This window comes from Mesosutterella multiformis (genome assembly GCF_003402575.1).
Classification (GTDB): Bacteria; Pseudomonadota; Gammaproteobacteria; order Burkholderiales; family Burkholderiaceae_F; genus Mesosutterella; species Mesosutterella multiformis.
Map to the genome: position 1 here is coordinate 241,655 of NZ_BGZJ01000001.1, position 16,105 is coordinate 257,759.

Here is a 16,105-nt window from a genome sequence, read left to right on the forward strand (position 1 = left end):
ATGCGGGCACCGAAGCGCCCGGCATCAGAGAACAGCCGACAAAACTGATTACTCAGCCTTCTCGACGTTCTTGCGGACGAGACGCTCGCGGATGCGGGCGGTCTTGCCGGCGCGGTCACGCAGGTAGTAGAGCTTCGCGCGGCGAACAGCACCGCGGCGCTTCACTTCCACAGCGCTCACGAGCGGGGAGTAGGTCTGGAACGTACGTTCCACGCCTTCGCCGGAAGAGATCTTGCGGACGGTGAAGGAGGAGTTGAGGCCGCGGTTGCGCTTGGCAATCACGACACCTTCATAGACCTGAACGCGGGTGTGGTCGCCGTCGCGGATCGTGACGGAAACAGCCACCGTGTCGCCGGGGCCGAAAGCCGGAATCTGCTTGTTGAGGCGGGCGATTTCTTCCTGCTCGAGGACTTCAATAATATTCTGTGCCACTTCTAAATCTCCAGAACCATCACTTCGTCATTTGGGTAATTTGTTGGTTGACGAAGTAGGATGGGTAAATAATTAAAGCGCGTCAGGCGGCATCGCCCTTTTCCGCGCTTTCCTTCATCCGGCGGACAATCTCGCGAAGCGACTTGAGGTCGTCCTTTGAAAGCGATCCGCAGGAACGTGCAATTTTAATCAAATCAGGGCGGTTCTTGCAAGTCGCTTCGAGCGCCTTATCGCGATTCCACCGATCCACCACGGCGTGGTTCCCCGAAAGCAGCACCTCCGGCACCGGTTTTCCGCGCCAGACTTCGGGCCGCGTGTAGTGCGGATAGTCCAGGAGCCCGGTCGAAAAGGACTCGTCCTCAGTCGAAAGCTCCTTGATCGCGCCCGGGATCCGGCGCACCACCGCGTCGATCAGGCAGAGCGCGGGAAGTTCTCCCCCCGAAAGCACAAAGTCCCCGATGCAGTACTGCTCATCCACGTAGTCCTCAAGGAACCGCTCATCGATCCCTTCGTAGCGGCCGCAGACGAGTGTCAGGGGGTCGGACGATGCCACCATGCGGGCAATATCCGCGTCTTCGAGCTTCTTTCCGCCCGGCGCGAAAGCGATCACGCGGCCGCGGTTTCCGCTCACGCGGATCCGGTCAATCGTCTTCGCGAGGGGATCGGCCATGAGGATCATGCCGGGGCCGCCGCCAAACGGCCGGTCATCGACCGTGCGGTGCGGGTCATGCGTTTCGTCCCGCGGGTTCCAGAGGTTCAGCGACCAGAGGCCGCGCTTCATCGCGCGGGCGGTGATCCCGGACTCCGTCACGGCTCGGAACATCTCGGGGAAGAGACTCACTACATCGAATCGCATCATGCTGCCGCCTTCCTCCCTTTTTTATGACCAGTCCGCGTGCCACTCGACCTGGATCAGTTCCGAGTCGAGGTCGATATCGAGAACATACTCAGGGATCAGCGGAATGAGGTGACGCTTCGCTCCCTTCACGGCGAGGAGGCTCTGCACGCCGTTCGTTTCAAGCGTTTCTACCGTCCCGAGCTCTTCGCCTTCCTTATTCACGACGCGGCAGCCGATCAGATCCTCGTCCCAGAATTCGCCTTCCGGCAGCGGCGGGAAGTCCTCACGGTCGATCAGGATCGTGCCCTTCCAGTTCTGAGCCTCTTCAGGCGACTCACAGCCCTTCCACTTCGCGATCAGGCCCTTTCCGTGGGGCTTCACGCCTTCCACTTCAAGCGGCCGGGGTTCCGCGTCCCGCGGGCCCCTGAACCACCACTTCGTGCATTCCAGCAGCAGCTCTTCATCGGTTTCCGGCGCGACACGGATCCAGCCCTTAACGCCGTAAGGCGACAGCGACCGCGCGACTTCAATCAGATCAGCCATTCAAGCGTCCCCTGAAAATTCCAGACAAAAAAATAGACCCTCTTCTCCCAACGCCTAGATACCGGGTTAAGCACTCGCAGCGGCGAGACACGTAACACGCCGCAAAACCCGGACGTCAGGAGAAAAAGGGTCGATCAGAACCAGGAGCAGATGCCGGAAGGCAATCAGACAGCCGCTCCGCGCGGTTCTGAATCTGAAGCTCTGAGCCTTAAATTAGGCAGCGGCTTCTTCAGCGTTCTTGGCGTCAGCAGCAGCCTGAGCAGCGGCCTTCTTGGCAGCGTTCTTGGCGGCGGTGGCGGCCTTCGCTTCGGCGCTTTCCGGAGCGGCGAGAGCGACGCGGTTCTTGAACAGGCGGGCCACGGTGTCGCTCATCTGAGCGCCCTTGGAGAGCCAGTAGTTCACGCGGTCTTCTTCAAAGTGAAGACGGACGTCGGCACCGGCGGCAACAGGATTGTAGTAACCAAGACGCTCGATGGAGTGGCTGTCGCGACGCATACGGGAGTCGGTCACAACAACGTTGTAGAAAGGACGCTTCTTGGAGCCGCCGCGAGCCAGACGGATAACAACCATGCTAATTACCTCGTAACTTATCAAAAGTCAGTTGAAAATCAGCCGGTTCCTTCTTGGGTATGGACCCGGCTGACAAAAATAAATCGACCCGGCGCGTGTATGCGCACGAGTCAGGAACTTGGCATTTTATGCGAAAAGGAGAAACACTGCAACTCTCTGCCCCTCCGGGATAAACCCATTGGGACAAAGAGATGCGTCTCTTTCAGAGATCCTGCTTCAGGTCCCCTTTCGCTTCAGCTGCCGCGCGCTGAATCCCCTTGCGGTCTGGCTTTCCGGACCGGGTCTGGGAAATCTTCGGAACAAACACCGCGTGACGGGGCTTCCAGTAGGGAGAAAGCCCCTCACGCTTCAGAATGGCACGGAAGTCAGGGAGCGCGATCGGGTGATCGGACTCCACTTCCACGGTCACCGCGCTTCCGAGATCCTCGTCCGGAAGCCACGTGACCGCGAAGGGGACCGGCATTTCAGACCGGATCGCGTCCTCAAGCGCCTCAGCCGGCACCTTGATTCCGCCCGTATCGATCACGTTATCGACGCGGCCGAGCACCCGGAACTCCTTGCTCCCTTCAGCAAACTTCACGATATCGTTCGTCTCGATTCTCGGGACGTCGATCGCCGGAGCGCTGATCACGAGTGTCCCGCGGGAGGATTCGGAAAGCGTCACGCCGGGGAGCGGCTCGTACCAGGGGCCGGCCTTTGGGCCCGAGAGCGGCCGCAGCGCGACGTGCGAGAGCGTCTCCGTCATCCCGTAGGTGGACCAGACGTGATGCGGGAAGGTCTTCAGAATGGCGGCGAGCGTGTCGTCCGTCGCCGCGCCTCCGATGATGAGTTCCCGGACACCGCGCATCAGAGCTTCTTCCTTCGGGGTCTCGAGCGACGCCTTGACCTGAAGCGGGACGAGCGCCGCGAAAACCGGGGATTCCGTGAGCCCCTCAAAGGGGTGCCGCGACGGATCCTGAACGATCACGCGGAGCCCCGCGAGAAGCGCCCGGACCACCACCATCTGCCCCGCGATGTAATCCATCGGAAGGCAGAGGAGCGCGGTGTCACCCGCTTTGAGCCCGAGACGCTCTACCGTCATCCGGGCACTCGCGAGCATCGCGGTCTTCTTCGCGTGAATTTCCTTCGGTACGCCGGTGGATCCTGACGTATGAAGCACCACTTCAGGGTCCGGCCCGCACCAGTGAAGGCAGAACTCGAGGACCTTACGGATTTCGTCGTTCGTTTCCGTGCGGAGCGCCTCGCGGAACCCCTCCTCACCGGAAATCACGCGGCCGTTGATATCGATTGACTGAGGAAGCATCTTCACCTCCGATCCGCTTACGGAAGGCGGGGAGACTTGGAGAAGTCAGGCTTACGCTTCTCGAGGAACGCCTTTCCGCCCTCCTGGGCTTCGTCCGTCATGTAGTAAAGCATCGTCATGTCGCCCGCGAACTGCTGGAGACCGAGTTCACCGTCAAGCTCCGCGTTGAGGCCGAACTTCAGGAACCGGAGCGCGAGCGGGCTGTACTGCTGCATCTGCTTTGCCCATTCGACAGTCGTTTCCTCAAGCTTATCGAACGGCACCACGGTGTTCGCGAGCCCCATTTCGAGCGCTTCCTTCGCGCTGTACTGACGGCAGAGGAACCAGATTTCGCGCGCCTTCTTCTGACCCACGATGCGGGCGAGGTAGGACGCGCCGAGCCCCGCATCAAAGCTTCCGACCTTGGGGCCGGTCTGACCGAAAATCGCGTTTTCAGACGCAATCGTGAGGTCGCAGACCGTGGCGAGGACGTTGCCTCCTCCGATCGCGTAGCCATTCACCATCGCGATCACGGGCTTCGGAAGCGACCGGATCTGCTTCTGAACATCGAGCACGTTGAGACGCGGCACGCCGTCCGGGCCCACATAGCCGCCGCGGCCCTTGAAATGCATGTCGCCGCCCGAGCAGAAAGCCTTGTCGCCTTCACCGGTCAGCACCACGACTGAAATATCCTCACGCTCGCGGCAGATCGCGAACGCCTCTCCCATCTGGGCGACCGTCACGGGCGAGAAGGCGTTACGCACTTCAGGGCGGTTAATCGTGATCTTCGCGATGCCTTCAAAGAGTTCGAACCGGATGTCGGAATATTCCTTGATCGGTTTCCAGGCAAAAGTCATCTTCAGTTCCTCAAAAAAATGTCATGCAAAAAATCGGAAGGGGAGGCTGAGCTCAGGTAAAAAATAAGCTCAGCACTCCCCTTTCCGCGCCGTCCGGGAAAAACCAGGCGGCGCGCTAGTGTTCCTCAGCGGTTTTCCGCCGCTTGATAACGTTCGTCACACGGGCTGTGGAAACGAGGTCTCCCGCTTCATCGAAGAGATCCACGTTCCAGACATGCAGCCGGTACCCCGTGCGGAGCGCTGTCGCCCGGGCGGTCACAAGCCCTCCGACCGGCACCGCCTTCACGTGGTTCGCGCTCACATTGATGCCGAGCGGCATCGCGTCCTCTCCCGCGATACGGCGGGAGCCCGCGCCAGCCATCGTTTCCTCAAGCGCGAGCATCGTGCCGCCGGAGCAGTAGCCGTAAGGCTGCGCCACCGCTTCCGTCACCGTGAAGCGGGCCTCAACCTCACCCGGCTTCACTTCCGGCAGGATCTCAAACCCGAGCGTCTTCTGAAGTCCCACGGCTGCCACGCTCAGAGCGCCTTCGTGAGTTCTTCAACGGCCGAGGCGGCATCCGCGACGAGACCGTAATCCGCTACGTCGAAAATCGGAGCCTCAGGATCCTTATTCACCGCGACGATGACTTTCGACCCCATCATGCCGGCGAGGTGCTGCAGAGCGCCCGAGATACCGAAAGCGATGTAGAGATCCGGAGCCACGATCTTTCCGGTCTGACCCACCTGCCACTCGTTCGGGCAGAGGCCGTTATCAACCACGACACGGGTCGCGCCGATCGCGGCGCCGAGCTTATCGGCGAGCGCCTCAAGCGCCTTGAAACCGGCTTCACCGTCAAGACCCTGGCCGCCCGCCACCACGCGCTTCGCGGTGAGGAGGTCAGGATGGTCACTCTTCATGATCTCAGCGGAACGGAACGTGTTCTTCGCAAACGCTTCAACCGGAGCGAGGTCTTCGACAGAGGCCGCGCCGTCATCCGCCGCGGCTTCAAAGGACGTCGTACGGACCGAGGCGACAACCGGGGCGCCGGAGGTCTTCACCGTGGTGATCACACCGCCCGCGTAGATCGCGCGCTTGAAGGTCGAGGCATCGATCACGTCCGAGATTTCGGTAAGCGGCGAAACGCCGAGCTTCGCCGCGACGCGCGGCATCGCGGCGCGGTTCAGGAACCCGAGTGCGAAGAAGATATGGGTGTAATTGGACGCGACCGCGAGCACCTGGGAGGCAAGGGTCTCAGGGGACAGATGGTCGAGCGAATCCGAATCCGCCGCAAGAACGCGGGTAACGCCGTGGAGTTTGGCTGCTGCGTCAGAAGCCGCGCGGGCTCCCTTTCCGGCAATCAGAAGATCGACGTTTCCGTCGATACGGTTTGCCGCCGCGACGGCGGCACGGGTCGAAGAAGCGCGGAAGCTTCCCTCAGAAAAATCACTGACAACAAGAATCGACATTTCTATTCAATAGTTCCGAATGGGGTTAGAGGACCTTCGCTTCGTTGCGGAGCTTGTCAACGAGTTCCGCGACGCTGGAAACCTTGACGCCGGCCTTGCGGGCGGCGGGGGCTTCATACGCGGTGACCGTGAGCTTCGGCGCGGTATCGGTGCCAAGCGACGCGGCTTCAATCGTTTCAACAGGCTTCTTTCTCGCCTTCATCATGCTCGGAAGCGTCACATAGCGGGGCTCGGCAAGACGAAGATCTGCCGCGAACGCGGCCGGAAGCGTGAGAGCGCGGACTTCGGTGCCGTCACCCGTCTGGGAGCTCACGACGAGTGCGCCGTCTTCAAGCGCGATCTTATCGGCGTTCGGTCCGAACGGCAGATCAAGGAGCGCGGTCGTCATCGCGCCGGTCTGCGCGGCGTCATCATCGATCGCCTGCTTGCCGAACGCGATCACATCCGGATTCTCTTTCCCGATCACGGCCGCGAGGATGCGGGCCACGGCGAGCGGCTCAAGCGCCGCGTCCGTCTTCACATGAATGCCGCGGTCAGCGCCCATCGCAAGCGCGACGCGAAGCGTATCGACCGCCTTCGCGTCACCGATCGTCACGGCAACCACTTCGTCCGCCTTGCCGGCTTCCTTCAGCTGCACGGACGCCTCAACCGCGATTTCATCAAAGGGGTTCATCGAACGCTTGACCATGGGCTTCTTATCAATATCAAGCCCGCTGCCGTCAGGCAGAGCGTGGACCTTCACGTTGTAGTCAACAACTCGCTTTACTGCGACCAGCACCTTCATTATGAAAAAACTCCTTGCGCTTTCAGGGCGCTTCGGGGAGTTCCCGCGCGAAGCGCCTTCTGTTTAAGAGATGGCAGGAATTATAAAGGGACAGAAATCCGGGATCCGGATTAAAAAATGCGACTTTCGGCGTAGAACCATCCGTAACAGGGCGTCCCAAATATCAGGGTTCCGCGCCCACAGAGCCTTTTTAATCTGTCAAAATAAAAAGATGTTGCCGTGATCCGGATGTGAGCGGAAGTTCCGCGCTTTCCCGGCTATCCGCGGCCCGCCCGCTGCCTGTTCCTCCCGGAAGTTTTTCTGAGTGCGTTTACCTCCTTCCGGATGCTGGTCCTCGCCGCCGGCCGTGTCAGATTCGTGTTTTTCTCTTTTTGTTATCCAAGTAATCTCTTGAGGAGATATCCATGCTTTCTGATATTGAAATCGCGCATTCCGTCAAACTGAAACCGATTGAGCAGCTCGCTCACGAAATCGGTCTGACTGATGCCGAATTCGAACCCTACGGCCGCGACAAGGCAAAGGTTCACCTGAACCCGGAGCGTAAGCCCCACGGGAAACTGATCCTCGTGACGGCGACCTCCGGCATGCCGGCCGGCTCCGGAAAGACCACGACCTCGATCGCCCTCGCCCAGGGCCTCCGCAAGATCGGGAAGAATTCCTGCCTCGCGCTCCGCGAACCGTCTCTCGGCCCGTGCTTCGGCATGAAGGGCGGCGCGGCTGGCGGCGGCTACTCCCAGGTTCTCCCGATGGAGTCGATCAACCTCCACTTCACGGGTGACTTCCACGCGATCACCTCGGCGAACAACCTCCTCGCCGCGGTCCTTGATAACTGCCGCTACCGCGATCAGCTGAACATCAAGGAAATCACCTGGAAGCGCGTGCTCGACATGAATGACCGTCACCTCCGCTTCATCGTGACGGGCCTCGGCGGCTCCGCGAACGGCATTCCGGCGGAAACCGGTTTCGATATCACGGTGGCCTCTGAACTGATGGCCGTGCTCTGCCTCGCGAAGAATGAGGACGACCTCCGCGCCCGCATCAATAAGCTCGTCGTGGCGACGAAGAAGGACGGCACGCCGCTCACCTGCGGTGAAGTGGGCTGCACGGGCGCTCTGATGGCGCTGCTCCTCGAAGCGACGAAGCCGAACCTCGTTCAGACGATCGAAGGCGGCCCCGCTTTCATTCACGGCGGTCCGTTCGCGAACATCGCCCACGGCTGCAACTCGGTTGCCGCGACGGAAGCCGCTCTGACGGTCGGCGACTACGCGATCACGGAGGCAGGCTTCGGTTCTGAACTCGGTGCTGAGAAGTTCTTCGATATCAAGTGCCGCTCCGCTGACCTTCACCCGAGCGCCACGGTGCTCGTCACGAGCCTCCGCGCTCTCCACTGGCACGGCGGCGTGCCGCTTGCTGAGATCGGCGAAACGAATCCCGAGGCGCTGAAGAAGGGCCTCTGCAACCTCGATCACCACATCCGCAACATGCAGGCCTTCGGCCCGAACGTCGTGGTCGCCCTGAATCACTTCGCAAACGACGACGAGGCGGAAGTCGAAATCGTCCGCAGCCGCGTGAAGGAATTCGGCGCGCGGTTCGCGATTTCGGACGGTTTCGCGAAGGGCGGCGAAGGCTCGATGGATCTCGCGCGCGAAGTGGTTGCTGCGTGCGAGGGTGACCCGAAGCCGATCAACTTCGCGTACGAAGCGGACGCTCCGATTCTCGACAAGATCCAGTCAGTCGTCACCCGCTGCTACGGCGCGGATGGCTTTGATCTCTCCGAAAAGGCGAAGAAGGATCTGAAGCAGATTGAGGAGTGGGGTTTCGGCCGTCTTCCGGTCTGCATCGCGAAGACCCCGCTCTCCCTCACGCATGACGCGAAGCGCCTTGGCGCACCGAAGGGCTTCCGCATTCCGGTTGAGCGTCTGATCCTCAACGCGGGCGCTGGGTTCGTCGTCGTGACAACGGGCTCCATCCTCCGCATGCCGGGCCTCCCGAAGGCTCCGAACGCCTTCAAGATCGACGTGAAGAACGGCCAGATCACGGGCCTTTCCTAAGCGTCAAACCGTTTCAGACCGCCCCGCCTTCGGAAGGCCGGGCGGACTGAAAACCCTATAAAAAAACGGACCGCAGCTTTTGAACTGCGGTCCGTTTTTTGTATCCGGAAACTTTTTCTCAGCGATCCTGATTCTTCAGCTTCTCATCCGGATAAAGGAAGGGAATAGCGGCCTTCGTGTAGATCACGAGCGAATAGAGCGTCAGGATCACGGCGATCCAGATCAGCCAGGAGCCGATTTCCCCGATATTGATAGGACCGAGCGGGTCGTACCAGAGGAGCAGCGGAATCGACACCATCTGAGCGATCGCCTTCACTTTCCCGTACCAGTTCACCTTGGTGTGGGAGGAAGCGCCGATCTTTGCCATCCATTCACGGAGCCCTGTCACCGCGATTTCGCGACCGACAATGATGAGCGCGACAAGCATCCCGACGCGGTCGAGCGCGAGCAGCGCGATGATCGCCGCGCAGACAAGGAGCTTATCGGCGACCGAATCCAGAAACGCCCCCATCGGCGTGGTGAGATCGTATTTCCGCGCGATATAGCCATCGAGCGCGTCAGTGATGGCCGCCACGCAGAAAATCACGCACGCGATCACGTTCTGGGCATGCTGGCTGAGGAACGGAATATAAAAAACGCCGACAACGAAGGGGATGAGCGCGACACGGGTCCAGGTGAGCGCCATGGGCACGTTAAAGCGTTTTCTTTCCTTCGTGACGGAAGCGGTGGGGGAATTTGAATCCATTGGTACGACAAGAGCCTTTGCGAAAGAGCTGAATAACAACACGCGGGAACATTCTAGCGCTTTAAGGACGTGAAACTTCTCCTTTTCACGCGGATCGTCAGGCGGACGCCTCGCCGTGAAGGCTGAGATAGATCTTCTCGGCGAGCTTTTTCGAAATGCCGTCAACCGTTTCGATTTCCTCTACAGACGCGTTCTTAAGCCCCTTCATGCCGCCGAAACGGGCGAGAAGCCTCGAGCGGCGCTTCGCGCCGATCCCTTCGATATCCTCGAGCTGGCTCCGGTTCCGGGTCTTCGCGCGGCGGGCGCGCATCCCGGTGATCGCGAAGCGGTGGGCTTCGTCACGCACTTCGGCGACGAGCATCAGCGCGGCTGAATGCTCTCCGAGTACGAGCGGCGCACGGCCGCTGTCCTTCGGGAAGACAAGCGTTTCAAGCCCCACCTTGCGGCCTTCACCCTTAGCGACGCCGACGATATGCGAGGTATCGAGCCCCAGGTCCTCAAACACTTCTCGCGCCATCTCGACCTGACCGCGTCCGCCGTCAATCAGCACCACGGTCGGGAGCACCGCTTCGCCCCGGGACACGGGGAGGTAGCGCCGCGTCACCACTTCCTTCATGGCCGCGTAGTCGTCCCCTGCTTTCACGTCATCGATATTGAATCGCCGGTACTCCGAGCTATCCATTTTGAAATTCCGGAAGACGACGCAGGACGCGATCGTTGCTTCGCCTGACGTGTGGCTGATATCGAAGCACTCCATCCGGAAGTCCCTGAGATCGCCGCTCTCAGGCATCATGCCGAGGGCGTCCGAAAGCTGCTTCAGGCGCGCGGTTTCGTTCTGCTCGATCGCGAGGCGGCTCTCAAGCGCGATGCGGGCATTCGCCTGCGCCATCTCGAGCCACCGCTTTCTCGGTCCCTGCGGATCATGGATCACCGGGACCCGGCGTCCGGCGATTTCGGTGAGGAGAGAAGACATCTCTTCCGGATTCCGGGCGTCCGCTGTAATCACAAGCGTCGGCACGGGCAGATTCTCATAGTGATGCGACACAAAGGCTTCGAGCACTTCTCCCGGGTCCTCCGCCGCGGTGCCGCGCGCGAGTGTCGGGAAGAACGCCCGGTCACCGAGGTGCCGGCCACCCCGCACCATCGCGAGATTCACGCAGGCAGCGCCCGACTTGATATAAACCGCGAGAATATCGGCGTCCGTGTCGCCTCCTGTCGTCTCAACGGTCTGCCCCTCAAGGACCGTGGAAAGCGACGCGATCTTGTCCCGCGTCGCCGCGGCCGCCTCGAACCGCAGCTCAGAGGCTTCCTTCGCCATCTGGCTCTGCAGCTCATTCAGAATTTCAGAGCTGTTCCCCTCAAGGAACCGCTTCGCGCGCTTCACGTCCCGCGCGTAGTCTTCCGCTGAAATATTCCCGACGCAGGGCGCGGAACAGCGCCCGATCTGACCGAGGAGGCACGGACGCGACCGGTTCTGGAAGACGCCCTCCTCGCAGGTTCTGAGAAGAAACACCTTCTGCAGGATCGAGATGGAATTCCGGACCGCGGCACTATTCGGGAAGGGGCCGAAAAACGAGCTCTTCTTATCGACGCCGCCGCGGTAAAAACTGATCCTCGGGTATTCTTCATTCCCGATCTTCAGGTAGGGATAGGTTTTGTCGTCCCGGAAAACGATGTTGTACTTCGGGTCAAGCGACTTGATGAGATTATGCTCGAGAAGCAGCGCCTCGGCCTCCGACCGCGTCACCGTCGTCTGCAGCCGATGAATCTGCGACACCATCAGCGCGATGCGGGGCGAGAGGTCGCTCTTCTGAAAGTAGCTTGAGACCCGGCGCTTCAGATCGCGCGCCTTTCCGACATACAGACAGTTGTCATCCGCATCAAAATAGCGGTACACGCCGGGAAGCGGCGGCAGATTCTTCAGGATCGCCTGATAATCAAAATCAGCTGGAGGGGTTCCCTTTGGCATGACGTATTTAACCTGATCGAAGGCCGCGGAAACGGCCGGGAAGCCTTGCGCTTCGCCTTGCTCCGCGGCCGGCATGAAACTTAAGAGACAACCGGACGGTAACGAATGATAGAGGCTGCAGGAAAAACAATTGAGCCCCGGGTGACGTGCGACATATTCTGCCACGTGATCGATAACTTCGGAGACGCCGGAGTCTGCTGGCGGCTGGCGCGCGGACTCTCGGAAGAAGAAGGGTTCCGTGTGACCCTTTATATCGATGACGCGGTGACACTTTCCAAAATCACATCCGGCGTCCCGGCAGAACTCCCGCCCTCCGGCGCTGAATCGCTCGGCATCCTCGTCCGACGCTGGGAAGACTCGGAAACCGCGGTGCCCTCTGACGTCGTGATTGAAACCTTCGGCTGCCGGCTCCCTGACAGTTTTGAAGAAGCGATCGCGAGGGAAACGCTCCACGGTCACAAAGTCGCGTGGCTGAATCTCGAATACCTCTCCGCCGAAGACTGGGTGGAAGAGTGTCACGGACTGCCCTCCCCTCACCCGAGACTCCCCGTCACGAAGACCTTCCTCTTCCCGGGATTCACCCGCCGTACGGGGGGCGTGATGATTGAGAACGGGCTTCTCGACGCGCGGGACCGGTTTTCCGTCTCTGACCGGCGTGCGCTTCTTGAGGCTCTCGGCGCGAGGGAACCCGACGCCCCGTTTAATCTCTTCTTTTTCTCGTACCCCACGGCTCCGATCGCGCAGCTCGCCGAGGCGCTCGCTTCTGACCCCCGCCCCGTTCAGGTAATCGCGGCACCAGGCCGCGCGGGAGAGATGCTGGGCGAAGCGCTGGGCCGACTTAATCCCCCTCAGGTCACCTTTTCTCCCGTCCCCGCGGTTCCGCAGGAGTCGTTCGACCGGGTGCTCTGGGCGTGCGACGCGCTGATCATCCGGGGCGAGGATTCGTTTGTCCGCGCGCAGCTCGCGGGGAAACCTTTCCTCTGGACCATCTACCCGCAGGAAGAGGACACGCATATCGTGAAACTGAACGCGTTCCTCGACCGGATGGCGGTGGAGTATGGGGAAGACGCGGCCCGCGTCTGGCGGGAAACGAGTCTCGGATGGAATCAGGCATCGCTCACTCCCGGTCTCTGGTCCCGGTTCCGGGATCTCACGCCGGAACTCACGCGCGGCAGCCTTCTCTGGTCACGCCATCTCGCGTCTCTGGGATCCCTCACCCGCGCGGTCGCAACAGCTGCCAAAAAAGGGCTAAAATAATCAGCTTGAAATTCTTTCATGCCGGGCTTTCGTTTGCCGATCTCGATGCAACCCTCATGTGCCAGGCATTATTAAAGGTAAAAGTACATCTATGAAAACCGCACAGGAACTCCGCGCCGGCAACGTCTTCATGGTCGGTAAAGAACCGATGGTCGTTGTTAAGGCTGTCTATTCCAAGGGTGGCCGTGGCGCCTCTACCGTCAAGATGAAGATGCGCAATCTTCTCACCGGCGCCAACACGGAAACCGTGTACCGCGCTGACGACAAGTTCGAAGACCTCGTTCTCGAGCGCAAGGAAGTGACCTACTCCTACTACGCTGATCCGTCCTACGTCTGGATGGACGCTGACTACAACCAGTACGAAGTCGGCGAGGATGCCATGGAAGAAGCGAAGAAGTATCTCCAGGAAGAAATGCCTGGCGAACTCACCTTCTACAACGGCCAGCCGATCTCCGTCGAACTCCCGACGAAGCTTGTCCGTGAAATCGGTTACACCGAGCCCGCCGTCAAGGGTGATACCTCCGGCAAGGTGATGAAGCCCGCCAAGCTGAAGGACACCGGCTACGAACTGCAGGTTCCCGCCTTCATCAACGTCGGCGACAAGATTGAAATCGACACCCGTACGGGTGAGTACAGCAACCGCGTGAAGTAATTCCGCGCCGGGCCGGAGAAAAACCGGCGCCGCTTTGCTGCACAGGGCCTGAAGTTCCGCTTCAGGCCCTTTTCTTAACCTCAGGACATTTTTCGCGATGTCGCTCAAGAAACAACTGAAGAAGCTTGGCTATAAGAGCCGCGCGCTGCAGATCAAGCTCACGGAAGCGGTAACGGATCCTCTCCGGAAGCGAAACGCGGCAGACCTTGGCATTTTCCGCCCGCTTCCGATTCCGGATCCGATGACGGTGTCTCTCACCGAGGCGCTCATGAACCGGCACACTGACCGGCAGTTCGCCGAGCAGACGATTTCCGATCAGATGCTCTCAAACCTCCTCTGGGCGACAGACGGCATCAACCGGAAGGACGGCCGCCGCACGACCCCCTCTCCCTTCAACTGGCAGGGGATTGAGATCTATGTCGTGAAGTCAAACGGCGTCTGGCTCTGGGAACCCGAGCGGACGAGTCTCCGCTTCATCAAGGGAGGCGATCTCAGGACCGCCGTCGCCCCTGTAGATCCGCTCGTCTCCCGCGCCCCGGTGCACCTCGTCTATGTCGCGAATCTCGAGAGTACGAAGATCCGCGCGACGGAATCCGCGAGTGAATTCCTCTCCTTTATCCGGAGCGACCGCTTCAAGCGTATCGGCACCTGGACCCAGACCTCGGTCCGGAACGCCGTGATGATCGATGTCGGCGCGAAAGTGCAGGCCTGTTACCTCGCCTGCGCCGCGATGGGGCTTGGCACCGTCTGCCGCATTACGCTTGACCGGGGCGCGGCGCGCGAGGCGCTTTCGCTTAAACCCCGTCAGATCGTGATTGCATCGCAGTCCGTCGGACACACGCTCTGAAAATCCAAGACTCCGGAGCAGCTGCTGGCTGTCCCCAGGCATCAAAAAAGCCGCAGGCGTCAAACCTGCGGCTTTTATTTCCTGCGCGGTCCGCGTCAGATCATCAGATCTTCGCGAGACGCTCCAGCGCTTCAACGGTGTCCGCGGGAGAGCCGAACGCGGTCATACGGACATAGCCTTCACCGGCGGCGCCGAAACCGACACCCGGCGTGCAGACCACGGCTGCGTTCTCAAGGACCTTATGGAAGAAGCCCCAGGAGTCCGTGCCTTCCGGCGTCGCGACCCAGAGGTACGGAGCGTTCTTGCCGCCGATCACTTCAAGACCCATGCGGGTAAGGCCTTCATGCATCACCGCGGCGTTCTTCTGATAGATCCCGATCGTCTGGCGGATTTCCTGCTTGCCTTCTTCGGAATACACCGCTTCGGCAGCGCGCTGCACGATATAGGGGCAGCCGTTGTACTTCGTACCGTTTCTGCGGCTCCAGAGGGGCTTCAGAGCGACCTGGCCGCCCTTGCCGTCCGAGATCTTCAGTTCTTCCGGCACCACCACGTAGGCGCAGCGGAGACCCGTGAAACCGGCGGTCTTCGAGAAGCTGCGGAATTCGATCGCCACTTCGCGGGCACCCTCGATTTCATAGATGCTGTGCGGAACGCCCGGTTCCGTGATGTAGGCTTCGTAGGCGGAGTCGTACAGAATCACGCTGCCTTCGCGGCGGGCATAGTCGACCCAAGCCTTCAGCGCGTCGCGCGTAAGCACCGTGCCGGTCGGGTTATTCGGGTAGCAGAGGTAGATCACATCCGGACGGACCTTCGGGAACTCCGGCACAAAACCGTTCGCCTTCGTGCAGGGGAGGTAAACGATGTTCGACCACTTGCCGTTCACGTAGTCACCGGCGCGGCCGGCGATCACGTTCGAGTCCACGTAAACCGGGTACACCGGATCGGTCACGGCAATCACGGCGTCGTTTGAGAAGAGCTCCTGGATGCTGCCGACATCCGACTTCGCGCCGTCGCTCACAAAGATTTCAGACGCGTCCACCTTGATCCCGCGGTCCTGATAGTCATTCTTCGCGATCGCTTCGCGAAGGAACGCGTAGCCCTGCTCGGGACCGTAGCCGCGGAAGGTCGCTGCGTTCCCCATCTCGTCCACGGCAGAGTGCAGCGCGCGGATCACCGCGGGGGCGAGCGGCTGCGTCACGTCGCCGATGCCAAGGCTGATCACACGCTTCTCGGGAGCCGTCTTCTTAAAGGCCGCGACCTGATGAGCGATTTCCTGGAAGAGATAGACGCCAGGGAACTTGAGAAAATTGCCGTTAACAGTTGTCATGATGTTTCTTTATCTGTTTTTTTGAGCCCGGAGCAGCGCCTTCGGTATTGAAGACCGTGCTCAGACGAGCAGGGGATAAAAGTTTTTCTGGTGAATTTCGAGTTTAACGGAATTGAGGTGCCTTGAAGCGCAAAACGGACCCCGAAATACGGGAATTTTCCGCAATATCCTCCGCCATATCTCGTGTCCCGCGGGATAACGGCCTGAAAACTCCAGCTGTTCTATAATTTACTTGCTAATCAATCAGTAAAAAAGCCCTTCCGTCCGAATGGGACACGAAAGGGCTCAGCGCATAACCATAAGCATAACAAGGGAGCAGACATGCCGGGATCCAGAAATCGGGACGACTTCATCGCAGCCGCAAAGAGCCTCTTTGCCTCACGGGGGTTTGATGGCGTCACGATGCGAAACATCGCGGACGCTCTCCGGACGCTCTCGGACTCACGCAGGCCGCGCTCTATTACCACTTCACGAGTAAGGACGAGCTGTATCTCGCAGTACTCGA

General features: G+C 60.3%; 15 protein-coding genes and 3 pseudogenes. 6 read left to right on the forward strand and 12 right to left on the reverse strand.

The window, feature by feature from the left end:
- Window positions 1-48: 48 nt before the first annotated feature.
- From rplS to M4NBBH2_RS01125, 9 genes and pseudogenes are all read right to left on the reverse strand, one after another.
- Window positions 49-432 carry a 50S ribosomal protein L19 gene (gene rplS / locus M4NBBH2_RS01085; RefSeq protein ID WP_049687259.1) on the reverse strand — a complete coding sequence of 128 codons (384 nt, stop codon included), beginning with the start codon at window positions 430-432 and terminating at the stop codon, window positions 49-51.
- Window positions 433-514: 82 nt separating this feature from the next.
- The gene (trmD, locus tag M4NBBH2_RS01090) at window positions 515-1,288 is read right to left on the reverse strand and encodes a tRNA (guanosine(37)-N1)-methyltransferase TrmD (protein WP_116270555.1); all 774 of its coding nucleotides are present in this window, start codon (window positions 1,286-1,288) and stop codon (window positions 515-517) included.
- A 24-nt stretch (window positions 1,289-1,312) separates the two neighbouring features.
- Complete coding sequence (gene rimM / locus M4NBBH2_RS01095) at window positions 1,313-1,813, reverse strand: ribosome maturation factor RimM (protein ID WP_022443991.1); 501 nt, start codon at window positions 1,811-1,813, stop codon at window positions 1,313-1,315.
- Window positions 1,814-2,140: 327 nt separating this feature from the next.
- Window positions 2,141-2,383, reverse strand: a pseudogene (gene rpsP, locus M4NBBH2_RS01100) (30S ribosomal protein S16); the annotation flags it as partial.
- A gap of 202 nt (window positions 2,384-2,585) precedes the next feature.
- Window positions 2,586-3,686 (reverse strand): AMP-binding protein, encoded by a 1,101-nt coding sequence (locus M4NBBH2_RS01105; protein WP_116269365.1) that lies wholly within the window; start codon window positions 3,684-3,686, stop codon window positions 2,586-2,588.
- Between the two features lie 17 nt (window positions 3,687-3,703).
- On the reverse strand, window positions 3,704-4,522 hold the full coding sequence (menB, locus tag M4NBBH2_RS01110) for a 1,4-dihydroxy-2-naphthoyl-CoA synthase (RefSeq protein ID WP_022444035.1): 819 nt from the start codon (window positions 4,520-4,522) through the stop codon (window positions 3,704-3,706).
- Window positions 4,523-4,637: 115 nt separating this feature from the next.
- Window positions 4,638-5,036, reverse strand: a complete 399-nt coding sequence (locus M4NBBH2_RS01115) for a PaaI family thioesterase (RefSeq protein ID WP_160117842.1) — start codon at window positions 5,034-5,036, stop codon at window positions 4,638-4,640.
- Between the two features lie 2 nt (window positions 5,037-5,038).
- Entirely contained in the window at window positions 5,039-5,968 is a 930-nt protein-coding gene (locus tag M4NBBH2_RS01120) for an electron transfer flavoprotein subunit alpha/FixB family protein (protein WP_116269367.1), read from the reverse strand.
- Window positions 5,969-5,993: 25 nt separating this feature from the next.
- Window positions 5,994-6,752 carry an electron transfer flavoprotein subunit beta/FixA family protein gene (locus M4NBBH2_RS01125; protein ID WP_116269368.1) on the reverse strand — a complete coding sequence of 253 codons (759 nt, stop codon included), beginning with the start codon at window positions 6,750-6,752 and terminating at the stop codon, window positions 5,994-5,996.
- A gap of 404 nt (window positions 6,753-7,156) precedes the next feature.
- Here M4NBBH2_RS01125 and M4NBBH2_RS01130 point away from each other — a divergent pair, with 404 nt between their 5' ends.
- Entirely contained in the window at window positions 7,157-8,803 is a 1,647-nt protein-coding gene (locus tag M4NBBH2_RS01130; RefSeq protein ID WP_116269369.1) for a formate--tetrahydrofolate ligase, read from the forward strand.
- A gap of 118 nt (window positions 8,804-8,921) precedes the next feature.
- Here M4NBBH2_RS01130 and pgsA read toward each other — a convergent pair whose 3' ends face one another.
- On the reverse strand, window positions 8,922-9,548 hold the full coding sequence (gene pgsA, locus M4NBBH2_RS01135) for a CDP-diacylglycerol--glycerol-3-phosphate 3-phosphatidyltransferase (protein WP_116269370.1): 627 nt from the start codon (window positions 9,546-9,548) through the stop codon (window positions 8,922-8,924).
- Between the two features lie 97 nt (window positions 9,549-9,645).
- Window positions 9,646-11,517 (reverse strand): excinuclease ABC subunit UvrC, encoded by a 1,872-nt coding sequence (uvrC, locus tag M4NBBH2_RS01140; protein ID WP_116270556.1) that lies wholly within the window; start codon window positions 11,515-11,517, stop codon window positions 9,646-9,648.
- A 105-nt stretch (window positions 11,518-11,622) separates the two neighbouring features.
- Between uvrC and earP the strand changes: the two genes are divergently transcribed.
- The 3 genes from earP (at window position 11,623) to M4NBBH2_RS01155 (ending at window position 14,273) form a co-directional block, all read left to right on the forward strand.
- Window positions 11,623-12,774 (forward strand): elongation factor P maturation arginine rhamnosyltransferase EarP, encoded by a 1,152-nt coding sequence (gene earP, locus M4NBBH2_RS01145; RefSeq protein WP_116269371.1) that lies wholly within the window; start codon window positions 11,623-11,625, stop codon window positions 12,772-12,774.
- A gap of 91 nt (window positions 12,775-12,865) precedes the next feature.
- Window positions 12,866-13,426 carry an elongation factor P gene (efp, locus tag M4NBBH2_RS01150; RefSeq protein ID WP_022444028.1) on the forward strand — a complete coding sequence of 187 codons (561 nt, stop codon included), beginning with the start codon at window positions 12,866-12,868 and terminating at the stop codon, window positions 13,424-13,426.
- 97 nt (window positions 13,427-13,523) lie between these two features.
- Window positions 13,524-14,273, forward strand: coding sequence for a nitroreductase family protein (locus M4NBBH2_RS01155; protein WP_116269372.1), 750 nt, complete (start codon window positions 13,524-13,526; stop codon window positions 14,271-14,273).
- A 103-nt stretch (window positions 14,274-14,376) separates the two neighbouring features.
- Here M4NBBH2_RS01155 and M4NBBH2_RS01160 read toward each other — a convergent pair whose 3' ends face one another.
- On the reverse strand, window positions 14,377-15,600 hold the full coding sequence (locus M4NBBH2_RS01160; protein ID WP_022444026.1) for an LL-diaminopimelate aminotransferase: 1,224 nt from the start codon (window positions 15,598-15,600) through the stop codon (window positions 14,377-14,379).
- Between the two features lie 321 nt (window positions 15,601-15,921).
- Between M4NBBH2_RS01160 and M4NBBH2_RS12310 the strand changes: the two are divergent.
- Window positions 15,922-16,014: pseudogene (locus M4NBBH2_RS12310) on the forward strand (hypothetical protein); the annotation flags it as partial.
- A 23-nt stretch (window positions 16,015-16,037) separates the two neighbouring features.
- Window positions 16,038-16,094 (forward strand): annotated as a pseudogene (locus M4NBBH2_RS12315) (TetR family transcriptional regulator); the annotation flags it as partial.
- Window positions 16,095-16,105: the final 11 nt, after the last annotated feature.

Excerpts from the sequence above, each read along its gene's own strand:
- trmD (WP_116270555.1), bottom strand. The coding sequence starts at position 1,288 with ATGCGATTCGATGTAGTGAGTCTCTTCCCCGAGATGTTCCGAGCCGTG.
- rimM (WP_022443991.1), bottom strand. The coding sequence starts at position 1,813 with ATGGCTGATCTGATTGAAGTCGCGCGGTCGCTGTCGCCTTACGGCGTT.
- M4NBBH2_RS01105 (WP_116269365.1), bottom strand. The coding sequence starts at position 3,686 with ATGCTTCCTCAGTCAATCGATATCAACGGCCGCGTGATTTCCGGTGAG.
- menB (WP_022444035.1), bottom strand. The coding sequence starts at position 4,522 with ATGACTTTTGCCTGGAAACCGATCAAGGAATATTCCGACATCCGGTTC.
- M4NBBH2_RS01120 (WP_116269367.1), bottom strand. The coding sequence starts at position 5,968 with ATGTCGATTCTTGTTGTCAGTGATTTTTCTGAGGGAAGCTTCCGCGCT.
- M4NBBH2_RS01125 (WP_116269368.1), bottom strand. The coding sequence starts at position 6,752 with ATGAAGGTGCTGGTCGCAGTAAAGCGAGTTGTTGACTACAACGTGAAG.
- M4NBBH2_RS01130 (WP_116269369.1), top strand. The coding sequence starts at position 7,157 with ATGCTTTCTGATATTGAAATCGCGCATTCCGTCAAACTGAAACCGATT.
- pgsA (WP_116269370.1), bottom strand. The coding sequence starts at position 9,548 with ATGGATTCAAATTCCCCCACCGCTTCCGTCACGAAGGAAAGAAAACGC.
- uvrC (WP_116270556.1), bottom strand. The coding sequence starts at position 11,517 with ATGCCAAAGGGAACCCCTCCAGCTGATTTTGATTATCAGGCGATCCTG.
- earP (WP_116269371.1), top strand. The coding sequence starts at position 11,623 with ATGATAGAGGCTGCAGGAAAAACAATTGAGCCCCGGGTGACGTGCGAC.
- efp (WP_022444028.1), top strand. The coding sequence starts at position 12,866 with ATGAAAACCGCACAGGAACTCCGCGCCGGCAACGTCTTCATGGTCGGT.
- M4NBBH2_RS01155 (WP_116269372.1), top strand. The coding sequence starts at position 13,524 with ATGTCGCTCAAGAAACAACTGAAGAAGCTTGGCTATAAGAGCCGCGCG.
- M4NBBH2_RS01160 (WP_022444026.1), bottom strand. The coding sequence starts at position 15,600 with ATGACAACTGTTAACGGCAATTTTCTCAAGTTCCCTGGCGTCTATCTC.